The following is an 18,829-nucleotide window of genomic DNA, read 5'->3' as shown; positions in this document are numbered from 1 at the left end:
ACTCTTGTAAAACTCCTGATTCAATAACAATCCAGCTGAATAATCGACATCAACGCTCAAAACGGCATAAACTGTGCAACTGTGTAAAGAAAAGGTCGGTCTCAACCAAAAACGACCAAAACTTTACACGAGCGTAAAATTTATGCCGCGAGATTAAGCCAGAAAGCGGCTAGGCACGCGATTCATGCCAGTTCCACTGTCTTTTCTAGAAGCGTAAGAAAGATGCAAAGTCTTTTCTGCGCGAGTTATTGCAACGTACATAAGTCTGCGCTCTTCTTCCAAAGCACTGTCATCAGTCGTAGAGCCAAAAGGAATAAGCCCTTCAGAGCAGCCAATTACGTAAACATGCGCAAACTCTAAACCTTTAACAGCATGAATAGTTGAAACAGTAACAGTTGAAATATTAGAAGATGCAAAAATGTCAGAAATACCTTGAGAACCGTAGCTTTGCGCATCCTCTAAAACATTTCGCTGCCACCCCACGTCTTTTCTCACGCGATACGGAAGTTTTGCTGCTTTTAACGCTTTACAAACTACTTGCTGTTGAGCATTGGTTCTCGTTAGTATTGCGCACTCCCCAAGATGCGCAACGCCGCTTTTTACAAGTTTTGCAATTTGCTCAACTACACCCAAAGCTTCTTCAACATCGGTTGCAAAAACTTGCTGGCTAACACGAACGCCGCCTTTTGTTGCCGCCTTAACTTTTACGTAATCCTTTTTATGCGCAGAAGCCGCAAGCACTCTATTAGCAAGACCTACTATGCGTTCTGTGGAGCGGTAGTCGGTATTCAAACTAATATCTGCTCCAAGAGGAGCAAATTCTTGCGGAAATGAAAGCAAATAGTAACTATTCGCACCTGCAAACGAGTAGATTGTTTGCGCAGGATCGCCCACTACGCAAATATCGCGGTTCTGCCCCATCCATAATCGCAACAATTCGTGCTGTAAAGGAGACACATCCTGATATTCGTCAACTGTGATCCATCCGATTGATTGCTTAATACGGTTTGCAGCTTCCGGAAAATTTCGTAAAATATGGCAGCAAAGTAGAAGAATATCGTTAAAATCGATGCAATTATGCGCATTTTTTTCGGTTTCGTAAGCTTCATATATATCGACAAATTGCTGCGGCTCTAAACCTGCAGGAGGCAAACGGTGCGTAGAAGCGCACACACGCAAGTAATCGTCAGGCGCAATAAGCGAAACTTTCGCCCAATTAATTTCTGCCAAAATATCGCGAGTTTGCAACAAAGTCATATCCGCAAAATCCGGATAACGCTTAAGCGCAGAAGCTATGATTTGCTGAGAATCATTCATAATTGATGGAAATTGTGCTGAACAGACGTCGTTCCACACGCTGCGAATGTGTTGCAAAGCCGCAGAATGAAATGTTGAGACGCATCCAACATTACTTACACCAAGAGCCTCAATACGCGATCTCATTTCCGCAGCTGCTTTTACAGAAAAAGTAACTGCCAAAACTCTTTCAGGATCCCACTTACCAGTAGCGCAAGCATACGCAATTCTGCGCGTAATAGTGCGCGTTTTACCAGCTCCTGCACAAGCTATAATGCGCACTGGCCCTTCTAGTGCGGTAGCAGCTTCGCGTTGCGAATTATCCAACCCGTCTAAAAGTGCTTCTGGAGAAGTCACTTGAGAAGTTTTAGAAGTCACTTGCGAAGGTTCTGGTGAAGAATTCATAATTCTATTGTTGCAGCAATAACAACACTTACGCAACAAGAATAAAAATATGTGTATAACTTACAAAAAATTGGCAAAATTTCGGTGCTTTGTATTACTGTGGGAGTGTGACACAACTCAGTAGATTCAAGTTGGCAGCACTGGCATCTGCAGCCATGCCCGAAGTACAGTTTGCAGGAACGCGCCAAAGTGAGCAAGTTAATGCCACTGATACCGCGGCTGGAATTTCTCACGCCGTTGTGCAAGATATTTCCGGTAAGCTTTACGACGTTTTTATCAGTGCGGATAGTAAAGGTCGCAAGCGTTTGCATGACCGGGCTCGTGCAGCATGGACTCTTGAGCACAGTAAAGATTTGGCAGCTTTGGGATTCGCTTACGACACTATGCTCACGTTTATGCCAGGAAAACGCGAAGATGCTAATAATAACGCTGGAAATGTTGCAAATAATGTAACCGATGAAAATTCTACAGTTGTTGGCACTCAGCAATACACACAACAGCAATCTACACAACAGCAATCTACACAACAGCAATCTATACGAATGTCAAGCATTATTGCCAACAACAACGATGAAGACACTGTGCTTATTTGCGAACATCTTGAAGGTAGCGCTCGCGACTTGCGTCTTCTTACTACTGACGATTGCGCAAATGTTGGAACTGCAATCGGCGCTATTCATCGCCTGCGCCCTACTTTCGTAACGCGCGGAAAATACTCTGCTTTTACTACTGGTCAAATTCGCGCACAGTTAACCGGTTGGATTAAAAGACTTCGTCAAGCCGGTCATATTCCAACCGAAATTACTGACAGTTGGTCAAGAGTGTTGGAAACTGAAGGATTGTGGTCATTTGAAACTTGCCCAGTACACGGCGGTTTTATGGATGGCGACATTTTGTTTGCTGGCTCAACAATTACTGCTGTAACAAATTGGCAAAGAATGCAAATTAACGATCCTGCGCGCGATTTGGCTTGGATTTTTGCAAAACTTAACGAGCAGCGCCGAAACGCAGTGCTTTCTGCATACGGTAGAATTATGGGTTCTCGTTTAGATAGTTTGATTATGCTTCGCGCAAACTTGTGGCTGCAAATGGAACAAGTTGGCGATTTTGTTCAAGCTTTGCAACGTGCAGATAACACCAGTATTATGCGTTTTAAGGCTCAAGTTGAGCGTTTAGCGCACGAGCTTAGTCGTATTAGCAATGCACAAACTGCTAAAACTGGTCGTGCTGCAGGAAATCCCGTCTCGACTATTACAGTTGGAACGCTTCTTGAAAATGACAATACGCAAAGTCGCCAAATTTCTAAGAATAATTCTACTGAAAACCAACTAAACACTGGAAATAGCGACGAAACTCATGAGCGAGACATTACTTCAGAAAGAAATACTGAGTTAAATAACACTCAAGACGAGACTTACGATAGCAACAAAACTATAAGCGACGATACTCATGAGCGCAAAGTTCAATATGCTGGCACACACGCAGCTAACGCTGAGGAGGCTGAAAAAGCAGCACAACTCGCTGACGACACAGCAACTCAAGTAATTACTCATGTAAAAACTCAAACAGTACACGAAACCGCAGAAACTATTGTGCAAACTGCAATGAGTAAATCTGCCGATAGCAATGCTAGTGCTGAGCATGAAAACGTTAGTAACGCTGGTAGCAATGAGGAAGCTAAGGACGCCAAGAACAACAATGATTCTGAGGTTAAGGATGAAGTTATAGTTGAGCGTGACAGTAAGGTTGATAGCGCAAACGAGACTTCTTCGGACTCAAAACTTTCTGAAGATACAGAAAGAAATACGCAAAAAAATGACGATAAACCAGAAACCGTAATCATCCCTCTGCTAGAGCGTGAAGAACGAGCAATGCGCGACGCACAAGCAGACTTAGACTAAGATAAATAAAATACTAAATACTAATTAAAACGATAAATAGCGTAAAAAGCAAAAGGAGCATGTATGCGAGTTGTTTTAGGAGTAAAAAACGTTTCTGATTCCATCGATTTTGAAACCAACCAAAGTGCAGAAGAAGTGCGCAAAGTGATTAACGATTCCAAGGATATGCTTGAGTTTACGGACGTAAATGGGCGCACTATTATGGTCTCAGCTTCGTCGCTGTCTTACGCGCTCATCGGCGATACACCAAAGCATTCAGTAGGTTTCGGAGCACTCAACTAAAATAACGAACTCTAGCCAAACCTTCTGAAGCTTTGCAGTATTGCTCTGCAGAAGCTAATTACTTATTGCTTAGTGAGCACTAGCATCTGTGCTACCGCATACGCTACTCTGGATGTACCTACAACGCACACAACATAGCCTATTGCGCGGCTCTAGTTGCATGGAATGTTCGCGTGGGTAGAGATTTGAGATTTTTCGCACTGAGCGCGGCGAACGTCAGAGCCTCAGGCTGCTGATTCGCCAAGCGAAGAAGAAAAATCGAAAAATCTCTGCGATAGACACGGTTATTAACGATTAAACACGCAGAGTTTGGGGGATTTCTTTACGAGCGCTAAAAGAGGACTGAGAAGCTACATTCTTTAAAGAAAGGCGAACACAATAAGCACTTTTAGCAGCCAGAGCGCACGAAGGACGGGACGCGCGAGGAAAGAAATCCCCCAAAACTCGTGCCACATTAAACAAATAGTAAATAAGGAATTTAGAGCTTATAGCCGCGCAAGAGTATTTCCGATACTACTTCGCGGCTTGTTGTTTCTTCGCCCAAACGATTTGGCTTACCGTAGCCATGCCAATCCGAGCCGCCCGTCACAAGCAAATCGCACTTACTCGCTAAAGAAAGCAGTCTTTCACGCTGTGCTTTAGAATTTCCGCGATGATACACTTCTAAACCGTCAAGACCAGCTTTAGCAAACGATATAATTTGATTATCCGAAAGAAGCACGCGGTTACGCGTAGGGTCGGCAGGATGCGCAATAACAACAACCCCTCCAGCATCTTTAACAGCCTCAATAACTTCACGAACATTTGGAGAAGGAGTTGGTATATAGTACGGGCTGCACGGAGAAATAGGCCCAGCAAAAGCTTCAGAACGCGTTTTATACACGCCAGCTTTTACTAAAGCATCAGCGATATGCGGCCGCCCGATCGTAGTTAAGTCACCGAGCTTCGCTTGAGCCAAAACGTCATTCCAAGTAATTGGAAAATCGCGCGACATACATTCAACCATACGCTTTGTGCGATCAAAACGACGCTTCCTAGTAAGCTCAAACATGCTCACAATCATGCTATTTTTCGGATTGTACTGGTATGCGAGCATGTGCACAAACACGCCTGAGTCTTGCGCAGTAATCTCCGAACCAAATAATACTGGCATATTCGAAGCTTTAGCAGCCTCTTGAAAATCATGCCATCCTGCAGTTGTGTCGTGATCAGTAATAGCAACACCTTGCAAACCAACGATTTTAGCTTGCGTAATTAAATCTTCTGGAGTTGCAGTACCGTCTGAATAAACAGTATGACAGTGCAAATCCCAGCGTTCGCGCGCAAAACTCATCATGCTGGAGTTGCTATCGCTAGCATGATTTGATGCGTCACGTTGGTTGTTGCTTATTGCGGTCATATAATCATCGTAAACTGTGCCATGTAACGAGAAATGAATATGCACACATAATTATTTGCTATTATTTATTATTATTCACATCATTCGCAATTAGTAACTTTTAGGAGCAGCAATGGAGCAAACTGACGTCGCTAAAGAAAACTATGAAACAACACTTAGCGGATGGAGGCACTCTGCAGCATGGACGTATGGCATTATGCTATTTTTCTCTGCAGTAGCACTCGTAACTTCGCTTATACTTTCTGCTGAAACCCTTGCTTTAGCGCGCGCACCTAAAAAACTGCTCAGCTGCGATTTTAACAGCGTTGTGTCCTGCTCTAGAGTTGCACAAACTTGGCAGGCAGAAATTGTGAAATTTGGCGAATTAAGCTTCCCAAACGCATTCTTTGGAATTGCTGCAGAAAGCGTATTCGTAACGCTCGCAGTTATTGGAATGATTCGCGTACGCGTGCCGCGATGGTTCGCAATCTGCACTTGGCTTGGTGGGTTATGCGCTCTTGTCTATGCTTACTGGCTGTTTTCGCAATCTATGTTCGTAATTCACGCGTTGTGCCCGTGGTGCATTGTGCTTATGTTCTCCACAACAATGCAATTTATATCTTTGACTCACGCAAGCGTAAGTTCGCAAAAGTTGCTTGTTAAGCGTTTTAGCTTGGTTGAAAGCTATTACCGTTTGCGATACGACTTGCTCATAGACGTGCTTTGGATTGCGGCATTGCTTACTTTGATTTTGTGCCAATATTCTAAAGTATTTTTTGGCTGAATAAGAGCGATTTTTAACGCAAAATCTTAACGCAAGTCTTTCAGCACAAGCTCTTCGCAAGTTGCTGCATGCGCAAGCTTGTATCCGAATTAGTAAGAGTTATGCTGCCTTCTTGAGAATCGCTTGCAAGCTCATTATTAAGTTCCAATATTTTGCGCAAATGATTAATAGTTCCTTCGTTGCCGTCAACAATATTCGTGCGCGCAGGCAAAAACTCGCGGAAATAATCCCTATAAAACACAAAATGAGTGCAGCCCAGCACAACCGAATCGATACTGTCTAAATCATACTCGTCGAAATACTTGTGAAGAGCAGCAAAAACTACATCACGATTACTAAGCTCCCCACGCTCAACAATACGCACTAAATCAGGACAAGGCTGCGAAAAAATCGTGTTATTTTGCGAAAAACGTTGCAGCAAATCCGCAAACTTGCGCTCGCGAAGAGTAAGCGGAGTTGCAGCTACGATTACGCGCTGAGGCTCACCTTTACCTAAATCACAAGCTAATTTAAGCGCCGGCTCCATACCTATGGTAGGTATATTGTAATGCGCGCGCAAATCGTTCACAGCTGCGGAAGTGGCAGTATTACAAGCAATTACAACAGCTTTTACATTTAAACGAACAAAATGCTCGACGATTGCAAAGCTTAACTTTTTAACTTCTTCAGGCGTTTTAATGCCGTATGGCGCGTTTGCAGAGTCGCCGAAATAAATAATTCGCTCATGCGGCAGAGCAGCATGCAACTGACGAGCTACGGAAATGCCTCCAAGCCCAGAATCAAAAACGCCAATTGCTGCCGACGATGCCATAAACTACCTCCTAAAAACGCTTACTATCGTAATGGCGAGTGTCAACATACTAGGAAAACATACTACGAAATATATTGAACGCTGCCATTTCTAATTATGGCAACTTCGCTAGCAACTTCTTGCACAACGCCAACATCATGAGTAATAAACAAGCATGCGTAACGGTATTTTTGTTGCAAATCATGCAATAAGTTAAGTACACAACGTTGCACTGTTACGTCAAGCGCAGAAGTTGGCTCATCCACAATAAGCAGAGAAGGCTGCAAAATCAACGCTCGCGCAATACCTACGCGCTGTCTTTGACCTCCGGAAAGCTCGTGAGGAAAACGGCTTGCGAATTCAACTGGCAGTTGTACTTGATTAAGCATTTCTTCAACGCGCTCTAAACGCTCATTGGCATCAAGATTCGTGTGTAAAAGTAATGGTTCTGCAATACTCCAGCCAATGGTTTTACGCGGATTTAGTGCGGAACCTGAATCTTGAAAAACGTATCCAATTCGCGATAATGCTTGGCGGCGAGCTTTATTGTTTAATCTGTTTAAGTTTTCTCCATTAAGTAGCACTAATCCTGAATTTGGTTTGATTTGCCCAGAAATAAGCTTTGCAATAGTGGTTTTCCCAGCTCCAGACTCCCCGACTAAAGCTAGTGTAGAGCCAGAGTTAATGCGCAAGTTTGCATTAGCGAGAGCAAGCTTATTTGAATTTTTGCTAAAACGAGCATGCGAATACTTCACACTTACGCCTTGAACTTCAACTACTGGAGATTCAGATCCTGGAGATTCAGAAATATTCTTAGCAATATTCTTAGCAATTGCTTTTGCTACTTCTTCTATACTTTCATAAGAATCACCACTTGAAGCATATTGCATATCAAATTTAGGAACAGAATCTAGCAAAGTGCGCGTATATTCGTGCTTAGGATTCGCAAAAATATGCTGAACTTCGCCAGATTCCACAATATTCCCGCCTTGCATTACATACATTTCATCTGCGAGCGCGCGCACAACACTCATATCGTGCGTAATAATTAATACAGCAAGCTGTAATTTCTCCGACAAATTACGTATAAGACGTAAAATATCTCGTTGCGTGGTGATGTCGAGTGCTGTTGTAGGCTCGTCTGCAATCAAAACTTGTGGACGATTTATTAAAGCCATAGCAATCATCGCACGCTGGAGTTGGCCGCCAGAAAGCTCATGCGGATAAGAACGATACACGCGCTCAGCATCACTCAACTCAACCTCGAGAAGCTGCGAAATCACACGCTTCTTACGCTCTCTTTGGCTAAGCTTTCCTGCTTTTTCAGGATGATATATTAGCGCTTCTTCTATTTGCTTGCCAATTGTTTTCACAGGATTAAACGCACTGGACGGCTCCTGAAAAATCATGCCAATCATGCCACCGCGAATATGCTCATAAGAGACATCTTCGCTAAGCAAATTTATAAAAGATTCGTTAGCATCTGAAGCGTTAAGAAGCGCCGCATTCCCTTCAACACGCGCATTATTATCGAGCAATCCCATAAGAGCCAACGCAGTAAGTGACTTTCCAGAACCGGACTCGCCTACTAACGCAGAAACCATTCCATCACGCAATCGCATAGAAACATTGCGTGTAATTTGCCTACCGTCAATCGAAACTGACAAATCTTCAACGCTTATAACAATTCTTTTACGCGCATCCAAATCTTTATTATCCAAAGCTTGCGCATCCAAATTCGTCATCTTCAATCACCTATTCAAAGACACAGCTGCATAATTAGGGTAAGCAGGAAAACTTCCGATGTAGAAATTCTCAACACCGCTTCCATGAATAAACGTATTATGCGAGTAAATAAGCGGAACAACAGGAGAATCTTCCATAATAGCGTGATCCGCCTTTTGCCACAGTTTATGAGCCGAATTCTCGTCAACAGTTTGCACAGCTTCGCGAATTAAAGCATCTACTTTAGGATTCGAATAACGAGAAATATTCCAGTTACCGCCGCCAATTTGCGAAGAATCAAAAAGCGGTCCCAAATTCGCAAAAGCAGAAGGAAAATCAGGCTGCCACGAAGCCAAAGCCAAATCGTAATCTCCGGAATTTGACGTAATTGCATCCGTAAAGTTTACTGCGTCAACAGTTTTAATCGTCACTTTAATACCAGCTCGCTTTAAACTTGATTGCACAGAAGATGCCACTTGCGTTTGATCCGGACGAGCAATCAGAATCAACTTAATATCGGTTTTACCTGATTTTTTCAACAGTTGTTTAGCTTTCTCAACGTTCCCTCGAGGATCTTCAGAATACAAATTAAACTGCTTTCGACCAGAAATACCAGGCGTAATAAGCGTAGTAGCAAAACCTCCAGCAATTTCGCCGCCCTTCGCAGTTCGATACGACTGCTTATCAACAGCATACTGAATCGCTTTTCGAACATTGATATCCGTTATTCTGCGCGTATTCATAGCCAAATATTCAAGAGCACCATCACTACTAGTAGTTAGCAACTTGCGAGATTGAGGATGCGCTTGAGCTTGTGCAAGCTGAGCAGGCGGCACAAAATCAGCCAAAAATGCGGCTTTTGTATCCGTATTTCCTTGAATCATAGACTGAGCTGAAACAGTAGTGTCTGAACCAAGTTTCCACACAATTTCATCTGCAGAAGCTGTGCGAGTACTGTCAAGCTTGGAATCCCAATACTTATTGCGTTGCATTACAACTTGCTTTCCAACTTCGTTCTGCACAATCCTGTATGGTCCTGAAGATTTCGGCCTTTTACTATATGTCTGAGCATCGCCTGAACTAGTTGGAACTGGCACAAATGCAGCCAAAGATGTCACCCACGGCCAATCTGCAAAAGGTGCTTTCAAATGGAAAATAATCGTTTGATTATCTGGAGTTTCAATCGAATCAAGCGACTTTCCGTCGAATGGTCCTCTATAGTTTTCAGCTCCAACAAGAAGAGTTTTGTGATATCCAAAACCACCGCTTAACGAATCTGCAAACGAGCGCTCAATACCAAATTTAATATCGTGCGAAGTGATTTCGGTTCCATCTTCATACTTAACACCCTTTTTAAGAGTGTATTTCCAAGTTTTTCCGCCGTCACTTGTTGTGCCAGTATCCGTTGCCAAATCTGGAACTACGCGCGTTTGCTCGCTTGAATCCGGACTTACTTTCCACGTAGTAAGTGCGCGGAAGATGAAATTATTTGACGTAATTGGCAAACCCTGACTGCGCGCTGGATCGAAATTCATATTCGTATTTGACGTAAATATTGTAAAAGTTCCGCCTTTTTTAGGATTAGAATTTAGCACGGAAGTGTTCGTAATACTGGTTTTCCCAGAGTTGTAATTTGTGCAAGCTGAAAGCGAAAGTAGTGAAATTGTAAGTAGTGAAAAAGCTGCTGTTGAAGCAAGAATTTTCTTTGAAGCCGTATTATTTTTGAAAATGAACATAATAATCCCCTTATTTCTTTAATCTTTTCTATTTAAAATTTAATTCTTTAAAACTCGCGCATAAGCTATTTAACATTTTTGAACTTGAGAAAAAGTGAGCGAGCTGACACGAGCAGCATCAAGCAAACGCAAGCGCTTAGTCCTCGCCCACTAACAATTTCACTCGAAAGGCACTAACAGACTGCGGCACGAGGATCGATGAAACGATAACAGATGTCAACAATAAGATTCGCAACAATCACAAGCGCAGCCGCAAAAAGCGTCACACCAACCAGCACTTGCAAATCAAGATTTTTAACAGAATCAAGAAGTAGCGAACCCAAACCTTGCATAGAGAAAACTCTCTCAGTAATCACAGCACCGCCAAGCAAACCGCCTAGATCCAAGCCAAACATTGTTAGCACAGGAAGCATTACGTTAGGCAGAGCGTGACGAGTTATAACTTTCGTTCGCGGCATACCCTTAGCCAAGGCAGTGCGCATATAATCCTGTTGCAACTCGTCAAGCATATGAGCACGAGTAAGTCGCGTATAATAAGCAGCGTTAAGAAGTGCCAAAACAATCCACGGAAGTAGCAAATGCTGCAGCCAACCTAAAGGATCATCCGAAAAATTCACATAACCGCCTATAGGGAAAATTGGCAGATACACTGCAAAAGCAAGTATTGCAAGCATACCAATCAGGTAAGCAGGAGACGAAATCCCCACTGAAGAAAGCGCTCTAAATGCACGATCAAAAAGCGATCCTTCTTTAGAAGCAGAAATCACTCCGGTTACTACACCAATAATTACCCAAAGTAATGCAGCGCCAATCGCCAAAGAAGCTGTCACAGCAAAACGGCTCATAATAAGATCTGTGACTGGTTCGTTAAGCGTGAAGGACCAGCCTAAGCATGGAGACGAGCAGATAATTGCGGCACCAGCGGCTGAAATTCCTGAGGATGCAGAATTAGTTCCAAATTCTCGTCCAAAAAATATCCCACGAATATAGTTTCCAAGCTGCTCATACCACGGCGCGTCCGTGCCCATAAATGCGGAAACTCGCGCCAAACGTTCAGGAGTGCAAGGCTTTCCGCAAGCAAGTTGCGCAGGATTCGCTGGGAGCATAAAGAAAATAAGGAATAATACAACTGCAATCAGTGTTAAAACAAGTACCGCGCTTGCTGAACGCTTTATTAAAAACGTAAGAAAATCTACGGTTTTGCTAATAATTCGCGAGTTTTTTGCGGATTCATTATTGCTGTTATTACTAATATTTTGTTGCATATTTTTCTTCTGCGTATTATTTACATTCTGCTTATTGCTGATATTTTTCGTACTGCTATTACTATTTTTTGTATCGCTATTACTAATATTTTCCTTATATCTCATGCCGTCGCCGCCTTTTTAGCGCGAGGCTGAAGAGCACTAGCCAAACCGTCACCAACAAGATTAAAACCGAAAGTTAGCAAGAACAGTGCAGTTCCAGGGAAAAGTAAATACCATGGGTCAACTAAAACCCACTGCACAGCTTCCGCAATAGCGCGACCCCACGAAGGCGAAGGCGGATTCATACCAACGCCAAGGAAAGACAACGCAGCTTCAGCTCCAATTCGTCCAGGAATAAGGAACGTTACATTCACAAGCAACAACGGCATCATATTTGGCATTATTTGTTCACGAAGAACATGCCACGTACCGGCTCCCATTACGCGAGATGCAACTGCAAAATTGCGAGATTTAAGCGTAAGAGTTTGAGCGCGAACTAAACGCGCAATACTTGGCCAACCAAAAAATCCTAAAACAAGTATTAGTAGAAGCGGACGCGGAAAATCTTGCGGCACAACAGCAGACAAAGCAATCGCAAAAATCAGGAACGGGAAACCGAAGAACACGTCCATTGTGCGCGAAAGCAAAGCATCTGCAAAACCACTGAAATACCCTGCAATCATGCCGATTACGATGCCAAGAAATAGCGATATTATGGTAGAAGCGACGCCAATTCCAAGAGATACGCGCGCGCCATGAGCCACAATTGCAAAAATATCAAGACCACGAAGTGGCGTAACACCAAACCAATGCTGGAAATTAATGCCACCAAAACCTGTTGGAACAGAATTAAAATCTAAATATTCTGGATGCTCATCATAAGGATTATTGCCAGTGATTGCAGTAAAAGCATCGGCAAAAATTGCCAAAATCACAAAAATTGCAATAATTATACTTCCGATAATAATGCCAGAATTATTTCCAGTAGGAACGGTGACGCTAGATGAATCACGCTTATAGCGTGAACGAAATACACCGACCCTTCTCATCTTTACTCATTTCGTCACCTGCACTTTCTTTTTGAATATCATGCAATATAAATTAACGCAAAACACAAATCGAGTAAAAATTTGTATTGTTGTCTTATCGACACTATAGGAACCCATAGAAAACGGGGTGTCACATTGACTCGCTTTTCGATTAAGCGTAGCGCGAAAAGCGACCCAATGCGGTAGCGCCGACTCAATGCTGAAAGCACAGTGTGCTTTCAGCGTCGGCGCGCACTCGATTACGCTTTCTTTATTCTCTTAAGAAAGCGTAATCTGACGACCAACAATCCAAAAAATGTTAATTAATTGCCCTTGCTTGAAGCTGCATTGTGCGCTTCAAGCAAGCTCAATGCGGTAGCGCGCTTTTATAAATAGCCTTTAACCACAATGCGTAAAAAATCTAGGAAAGCCGACTTAAAGCATTTACGATACTTAATACAAAACAACAATCATTAAAAATAGTTTCAATTGATGCTATTTTACGTTAAAATAGACGATAGAAGGTGAGTATGAATTTTGAATACGATCCTGCAAAGAGCTTAAAAAATTTAGCTAAACATGGTATCAGTTTCAAAAAAGCTCAAATACTTTGGAATAATGAAATAACTGAAATCGAATCCAAAAATTCAGGAAATGACGACGCTCGCTACTTAGTTTTTGGAAAGATAGACAGCAAACATTGGACCGCAGTAATAACAAAAAGAAATAATCGAATTCGTATTATTTCTGTAAGAAGATCACGAAAGAAAGAGGAACAATATTATGAAAAACACCACAAAGAGTAAAGAAATAAGCGGAAAAGAAATTGATAAAAAATTCGATAACGGTGAAGACGTACTTGAGTACTTTGATTTGGAACATCCAACTATACAAAACCACTCGAATGAACAAAAGCACGTCACATTTATTATGCCTGAATGGATATTGAGAATAATGAAATTCTTTAGAATAGCTACAACGCGGTAGTCAATAAAAGAAATAAATAAAAACAAAACGTGCCGACGTATTGAAATACACCGGCACGCTTTGTTTAGTTAATTAGCTGTTAGTTGTGTTTTACGCACGCTTAAGAGTTACGCTAAGCTCAGTTGCGCTAGAATCAGCCTCAACAATCTCGAAGCTCGTAGCCAAAGTCTCCTCAGCAATCAAATCGCGGAACTGCTCAACTTTAGCAACGTCCGAAGCTGGCACGCTCAAAGTCAAAGCGATTCGGTCACTAATATCCAAACCGTTCTCCTTACGAGCATCCTGAACAGCGCGAATAGCGTCGCGAGCGTAACCTTCAGCAAGCAAATCGCTAGTCAAAGCAGTGTCGAGCATAACGAAACCGCCAGTTGGCATTGCAGCAGAAGCCGTATTCGCAGCCGCTTGAGCATCCGAAGATTCAACGCGATTTACAAGCTCATATTCGCCCTCAACAAGCGCAACTTCGCCGTTTGGAGTCTGAACAACAGGAGCGCCAGACTCGTCAACTCGCCAATCGCCACTCTTAGAAGACTTAATAGCAAACTGCACTTGCTTGCCCAAACGAGGGCCAGCAGCGCGCGCATTCACCTTAAGCTCGTGAACAATCTTCAAGCCGTGAGAGCTTGCGTCTTCCAAAGTGCAGAATGTAACATTCTTCACGTTAAGCTCGCGCTCAAGAACCTGCTCGTAAGGCTCAACAGCAGCAGTATTTTCTGCAACAACCGTCAAGTTTGCCAATGGCTGGCGTACGCGCAACTGTTCCGCCTTACGCAACGAAAGCGCAGAAGACACAACCTCGCGAACCTTATCCATAGCAGCAACCAAAGCATCGTCATGAGCAAGAACAGCACCAAGCTCAGTGACTGTTCCAGCCTTAGGGTTCTTCTCACCGTCTGAAAGAGTTTCAGGCTCCACCAAATAAGGCCAATCAGCCAAATGCACGGATTCGCCACCGGTAAGACCGCGCCAAACAGCCTCAGCTTCCATAGGAGCAAGAGGAGCAATCGTGCGCATGAACACTTCCAACACAGTGTAAAGCGTGTTGAAAGCAGTCTCGTCTTCATTCCAGAAGCGGTCACGACTGCCGCGAATATACCAATTCGTAAGCACGTCAATAAAATCGCCAACTGCTGCGCAAGCATCGCTAATCGCAAACTCGTTCAAGCACTTTTCTACGCGCTCAACAAGCAAACGCGTGCGAGCAAGCAAATAACGATCCATGTTGCAAAGTCCTGCAACCTCATCCGCGCGAAGACGACGAGCGTCATAACCCTTACCACCGTTTGCAGCATTCGCATACAAAGTGAAGAAGTAGTACGAGCTCCAAACTGGAAGCATAACCTGACGAACAGTATCCCTAATGCCGTCTGCAGTCACAATCAAATTGCCACCGCGCAAAATTGGCGAAGACATGAGGAACCAGCGCATTGCGTCCGAACCGTATTCGTTGAAAACGCCGTTCACATCTGGGTAATTGCGCAAATGCTTACTCATCTTCTGACCGTCGGAACCAAGCACAATGCCGTGGCAAATCACGTTCTTATAAGCCGGGCGGTCGAATAGAGCCGTAGCCATAATGTGAAGCGTGTAGAACCAGCCACGAGTCTGACCAATATATTCAACGATGTAGTCACATGGGAAGTGCTCTTCGAAGAATTCCTTATTTTCAAACGGATAATGGAACTGCGCGAAAGGCATGGAACCAGACTCAAACCAGCAGTCGAGAACATCCGTAATACGATGCATTTGCGACTTTCCAGTAGGATCGTCTGGATTTGGACGAGTAAGGCGATCGATATACGGGCGGTGCATATTCACATTGCCGTCGTCATCGCGCGGATAGTCGCCAAAATCAGCCTTAAGCTCTTCCAAAGAACCGTATACATCTACGCGAGGATACTTTGGATCGTCACTCACCCACACTGGAATTGGCGAACCCCAGAAGCGGTTACGGCTAATCGACCAGTCGCGCGCGTTAGAAAGCCACTTACCAAACTGGCCGTCCTTAACGTTTCCAGGAATCCAATTAATCTCCTGATTAAGCTCAAGCAAACGCTTCTTAATCTTCGTAACAGACACAAACCAACTAGAAACAGGCTTATAAATAAGCGGAGTTGCGCAACGCCAGCAGTGAGGATAGCTGTGCACGTAGCTTTTTTCTTGGAATAGCAACGCGCGCTGATCTTCCGGCATTTGAGCAAGCGGACCGTCTCCTGCACGCAAGTTACGCAAAATAGGCAAGTTCGCGTCGAAAACGTACAAGCCTTCGTAATCTGGGCAGTCGCTTGTAAACTTGCAGCCTGCGTCGAGCACGTCAACGCTGCGAATTTCGTGCGCGTTAAGCGTGTTCATATCGTCCTCGCCGTAAGGAGCCTGGTGAACGAGACCAGTACCTTCAGCGGTGTCAACATAATCTGCGGTGAAAATCGTAAAAGCGTTAGAACCAGGAGTGCCACCCTCTGCGAGCGCAGATTCGCTTGCAAAGTATGGGAACACTGGGTAGTAGCGCCAACCAGCCATCTCAGCGCCCTTAAGTTCGCGCACAACTTCGTAATTTTCGCCAAGTTCCTTAGTGTAGGAGCCGAGCAAAGGCTTACCGATGTAGAACTTTTTACCTGCGAACTTGCCTTCAGTTGGGCGAACTTCCACGTAGTCGATGTCTGCGCCAACTACGATTGCGAAATTGGTTGGCACAGTCCAAGGAGTAGTGGTCCAGAATACTGCGTAAGCGTCGGCTTCGTCGCGAAGCTTAACGGCAACGGAAACGGTAGTATCCTGACGATTCTGGTACACATCCGCGTCCATGCGAAGCTCGTGGGCTGAAAGTGGAGTTTGGTCCTTCGGGCAGTACGGAAGCACGCGGTAACCCTTGTAAGCCAAGCCCTTATCGTAAAGCTGCTTAAATGCCCACATAACGGATTCCATGTATGGAATGTTCAGCGTTTTGTAACCGCGCTCGAAATCAACCCAACGAGCCTGACGATGCACGTAGTTTTGCCACTCGTTTGTGTACTTTAAAACGCTGGCGCGGCAAGCATCGTTAAACTTTGCGATGCCCATTTTTTCGATTTGCTCAACCGACTCGATGCCGAGCTCCTTCTGCGCTTCCAGCTCTGCAGGAAGACCGTGAGTATCCCAACCAAAAACGCGGTTTACTTTGCGGCCGCGCATAGTCTGATAGCGCGGAACGACGTCTTTTGCGTAGCCTGTGAGCAGGTGGCCGTAGTGAGGAAGACCGTTTGCGAATGGAGGTCCGTCGAAGAACACGAACTCGTTTTGACTACCCTTGCCGGACGGACGGTATTCGATTGACTTGCGGAAAGTGTTGTTTGCATCCCAGTATTGGAGAACTGATTCTTCAAGCTTTGGGAAGGAAGGATTTGGTGCAACTTGCGCGCCGGAGTTTTCTTGCGTTGATGCTGAAACACTTACCTTTGGGTATACGTGATTTGCGGACGTATTTTCGGACGCGTTTGCTGCTGGATTAGTGGATTCGCTCACTGTGCTCTCCTCGCTCAACAGGGTGAATATTTCCCTGCGAGGACGACAGTTACTGCCGCGGTACCACCTCGCTTGCTATAAGATGATTACGTAACGTGTATCGCAATGCATAACGCAAGTGCGTAACACAAATATGCAACGCAATCGAACTATTCCCATAGCCTCTCGTGTTTGGCTGTGCGGGCCAACCCCGTCGGTTCTAATAAGCGAAAACCTTACGAATCCTCGCCGTTCTTCCGAAAACTCCCCGCCGATAACGGATCATCGCTTAAGTTAGAAATAATCTAACACTATCCCCTAACATTAGGAATAATTTCGCGACTCGCGAATAATTTTCATGACATTTTCATGACATATTATCCAAAAATGCCTTAGCTTCATTAGCATTGCTAAAAGCAATGCCATCGTCAGAAATTTTGCCATTCATAATTTGATTAGCGTGATTCATAGCCTTAAGCGTTGCCTCGTTTGGAACAGACAAGTTACTATTCTCTTTAATTTTATTTTTCCAATCATAAAATTCATAAATACTAGACATTCCAATGCATTCAATAACATTTTTAGAGCAATTTGGCACTTCAACACAAAGCGCACTTAATAATTTCTCAATCTTCTCTAAAAACTCTAGATAATAGCTAGTTTCTAATAATATGTCGAAATCTTTAATAAGTTGAAAGACTGTTGCATTATCACTATGCGGTCTAGCACAATACAAACGTTCATCGTGCGCACAAATATTTCTGAACTCTTTAATTCTTCTATAAATAGAATCAATTTTTATTGACGTAATATCTTTTTGAGAACAGTGTGAAGAATTATAAAGTTCAGTATATTTTTTAGCAACCAAACCTCTCACGCATTTAGTTTGCGCTTTGTAAAACCAGAACATCTGTCCGAAAGTCAAATCATTAGATAAAACCCATAATGGAACTTGCCCATCGTGATTATTGATACAATGTCGTATCTACTCTTTTCCTATATTTAATTTTTGATTATTTGACTTATTATTTTCTATAATTCGATTAAATGCTTTAATTAAACCACCTGATTCCTTTGGATCTTCATAGTTAGTTTCATTAAGGTAAGCATTAACTTCATTACCGTGCATTTGGCTAAAGCAATATGAACATGATGACCTTAACAATGCTTCTGCTCTAGTTGTAGCTGCAAAGATAACACTGCGAAGTTCACGATCAAATTTAAAAAGATAATAAATGTGTTCAAACTTTGTTCCTTGAACATATTTATTCGAATTTTTTGACTCAAGAAATGGATTTTTATATCCATTTACAACGCTATAGTAACCTTCTCTTTCAAGTATTTCCATAGCTTTAATCTCATCAGGAAACACTACTCCTCTAGACTTAAGTAATTCTATTTGTTGTCTGATAGTAGTAAAAGGTTTATAAATCACCATCATCCCCACCAATCCCCCGCTATTAGATGCACAAAGAGCCAATCAATCGCTTGATTGGCTCTTCGCGAACCAGACACTGCCTGGCTTCACCACTACTCAATTATACGAAAGAAACTAATATTTGTCAACAAAAAATAGGCGAATTATACAGCACACAACACCATTGCACAAATATAAACTGCACAACGTCCACACATAAAAGTGCCCCGGATCAGAATCGAACTGACGACACCCACTTTAGGAGAGTGGTGCTCTATCCACTGAGCTACCGAGGCAACAAATGGCAATTATACACTATGGCGTGTCACTGCGGCGCGCAGCAGAAACGGCAGAAACGGCAGAAACAGTGCAA

General features: G+C 43.4%; 12 protein-coding genes, 1 tRNA gene and 1 pseudogene. 4 read left to right on the top strand and 10 right to left on the bottom strand.

Annotation, left to right across the window (positions count from 1 at the left end; all coding sequences use genetic code 11):
- Window positions 1–153 precede the first annotated feature (153 nt).
- On the bottom strand, window positions 154–1,701 hold the full coding sequence (locus tag HXT57_RS01975) for an ATP-dependent helicase (protein WP_004110548.1): 1,548 nt from the start codon (window positions 1,699–1,701) through the stop codon (window positions 154–156).
- Between the two features lie 155 nt (window positions 1,702–1,856).
- Here HXT57_RS01975 and HXT57_RS01970 point away from each other — a divergent pair, with 155 nt between their 5' ends.
- Together HXT57_RS01970 and HXT57_RS01965 are read left to right on the top strand one after the other, a co-directional pair.
- Window positions 1,857–3,602, top strand: coding sequence for a phosphotransferase (locus tag HXT57_RS01970; protein ID WP_415705340.1), 1,746 nt, complete (start codon window positions 1,857–1,859; stop codon window positions 3,600–3,602).
- Between the two features lie 63 nt (window positions 3,603–3,665).
- On the top strand, window positions 3,666–3,884 hold the full coding sequence (locus HXT57_RS01965; protein WP_004105154.1) for a DUF3107 domain-containing protein: 219 nt from the start codon (window positions 3,666–3,668) through the stop codon (window positions 3,882–3,884).
- Between the two features lie 478 nt (window positions 3,885–4,362).
- Here HXT57_RS01965 and HXT57_RS01960 read toward each other — a convergent pair whose 3' ends face one another.
- Window positions 4,363–5,220 (bottom strand): PHP domain-containing protein, encoded by an 858-nt coding sequence (locus HXT57_RS01960; RefSeq protein WP_102703408.1) that lies wholly within the window; start codon window positions 5,218–5,220, stop codon window positions 4,363–4,365.
- Between the two features lie 175 nt (window positions 5,221–5,395).
- Between HXT57_RS01960 and HXT57_RS01955 the strand changes: the two genes are divergently transcribed.
- Window positions 5,396–6,046, top strand: a complete 651-nt coding sequence (locus tag HXT57_RS01955) for a vitamin K epoxide reductase family protein (protein WP_119504664.1) — start codon at window positions 5,396–5,398, stop codon at window positions 6,044–6,046.
- Window positions 6,047–6,086: 40 nt separating this feature from the next.
- Here HXT57_RS01955 and murI read toward each other — a convergent pair whose 3' ends face one another.
- The 5 genes from murI to HXT57_RS01930 all read right to left on the bottom strand — a co-directional run bounded on the left by murI (window position 6,087) and on the right by HXT57_RS01930 (window position 12,593).
- Entirely contained in the window at window positions 6,087–6,857 is a 771-nt protein-coding gene (murI, locus tag HXT57_RS01950; RefSeq protein WP_119504663.1) for a glutamate racemase, read from the bottom strand.
- A 62-nt stretch (window positions 6,858–6,919) separates the two neighbouring features.
- Window positions 6,920–8,581, bottom strand: coding sequence for a nickel ABC transporter ATP-binding protein NikE (gene nikE / locus HXT57_RS01945; RefSeq protein ID WP_004110562.1), 1,662 nt, complete (start codon window positions 8,579–8,581; stop codon window positions 6,920–6,922).
- Window positions 8,582–8,587: 6 nt separating this feature from the next.
- Window positions 8,588–10,297, bottom strand: a complete 1,710-nt coding sequence (locus HXT57_RS01940; RefSeq protein WP_116773794.1) for an ABC transporter substrate-binding protein — start codon at window positions 10,295–10,297, stop codon at window positions 8,588–8,590.
- Window positions 10,298–10,470: 173 nt separating this feature from the next.
- A complete protein-coding gene (locus HXT57_RS01935; protein WP_421783652.1) occupies window positions 10,471–11,667 on the bottom strand; it encodes an ABC transporter permease in 1,197 nt (398 codons plus the stop codon).
- Entirely contained in the window at window positions 11,664–12,593 is a 930-nt protein-coding gene (locus tag HXT57_RS01930) for an ABC transporter permease (protein WP_064622007.1), read from the bottom strand. The genes HXT57_RS01935 and HXT57_RS01930 overlap by 4 nt, the downstream gene beginning before the upstream one ends.
- A gap of 509 nt (window positions 12,594–13,102) precedes the next feature.
- Here HXT57_RS01930 and HXT57_RS01925 point away from each other — a divergent pair.
- Window positions 13,103–13,378: a BrnT family toxin gene (locus HXT57_RS01925; RefSeq protein ID WP_288231277.1), complete on the top strand. Its 276-nt coding sequence runs from the start codon at window positions 13,103–13,105 to the stop codon at window positions 13,376–13,378.
- A gap of 271 nt (window positions 13,379–13,649) precedes the next feature.
- Here HXT57_RS01925 and ileS read toward each other — a convergent pair whose 3' ends face one another.
- From ileS to HXT57_RS01910, 3 genes and pseudogenes are all read right to left on the bottom strand, one after another.
- The gene (gene ileS / locus HXT57_RS01920; protein WP_421783650.1) at window positions 13,650–17,060 is read right to left on the bottom strand and encodes a mupirocin-resistant isoleucine--tRNA ligase; all 3,411 of its coding nucleotides are present in this window, start codon (window positions 17,058–17,060) and stop codon (window positions 13,650–13,652) included.
- A 346-nt stretch (window positions 17,061–17,406) separates the two neighbouring features.
- Window positions 17,407–18,387: pseudogene (locus HXT57_RS01915) on the bottom strand (Abi family protein).
- Between the two features lie 292 nt (window positions 18,388–18,679).
- Window positions 18,680–18,752: transfer RNA gene (locus HXT57_RS01910), tRNA-Arg, on the bottom strand.
- Between the last annotated feature and the right edge of the window lie 77 nt (window positions 18,753–18,829).

The organism is Gardnerella sp. KA00771 (assembly GCF_049244045.1).
Classification (GTDB): Bacteria; Actinomycetota; Actinomycetes; order Actinomycetales; family Bifidobacteriaceae; genus Bifidobacterium; species Bifidobacterium swidsinskii.
Note: the sequence above shows the minus strand (reverse complement) of the source record. Positions and strands in the feature narration are given on the sequence as shown.

Bases quoted from the DNA above. Each gene is read 5' to 3' on its own strand.
- HXT57_RS01975 (WP_004110548.1), bottom strand. From the start codon at position 1,701: ATGAATTCTTCACCAGAACCTTCGCAAGTGACTTCTAAAACTTCTCAA.
- HXT57_RS01970 (WP_415705340.1), top strand. From the start codon at position 1,857: ATGCCCGAAGTACAGTTTGCAGGAACGCGCCAAAGTGAGCAAGTTAAT.
- HXT57_RS01965 (WP_004105154.1), top strand. From the start codon at position 3,666: ATGCGAGTTGTTTTAGGAGTAAAAAACGTTTCTGATTCCATCGATTTT.
- HXT57_RS01960 (WP_102703408.1), bottom strand. From the start codon at position 5,220: ATGATGAGTTTTGCGCGCGAACGCTGGGATTTGCACTGTCATACTGTT.
- HXT57_RS01955 (WP_119504664.1), top strand. From the start codon at position 5,396: ATGGAGCAAACTGACGTCGCTAAAGAAAACTATGAAACAACACTTAGC.
- murI (WP_119504663.1), bottom strand. From the start codon at position 6,857: ATGGCATCGTCGGCAGCAATTGGCGTTTTTGATTCTGGGCTTGGAGGC.
- nikE (WP_004110562.1), bottom strand. From the start codon at position 8,581: ATGACGAATTTGGATGCGCAAGCTTTGGATAATAAAGATTTGGATGCG.
- HXT57_RS01940 (WP_116773794.1), bottom strand. From the start codon at position 10,297: ATGTTCATTTTCAAAAATAATACGGCTTCAAAGAAAATTCTTGCTTCA.
- HXT57_RS01935 (WP_421783652.1), bottom strand. From the start codon at position 11,667: ATGAGATATAAGGAAAATATTAGTAATAGCGATACAAAAAATAGTAAT.
- HXT57_RS01930 (WP_064622007.1), bottom strand. From the start codon at position 12,593: ATGAGAAGGGTCGGTGTATTTCGTTCACGCTATAAGCGTGATTCATCT.
- HXT57_RS01925 (WP_288231277.1), top strand. From the start codon at position 13,103: ATGAATTTTGAATACGATCCTGCAAAGAGCTTAAAAAATTTAGCTAAA.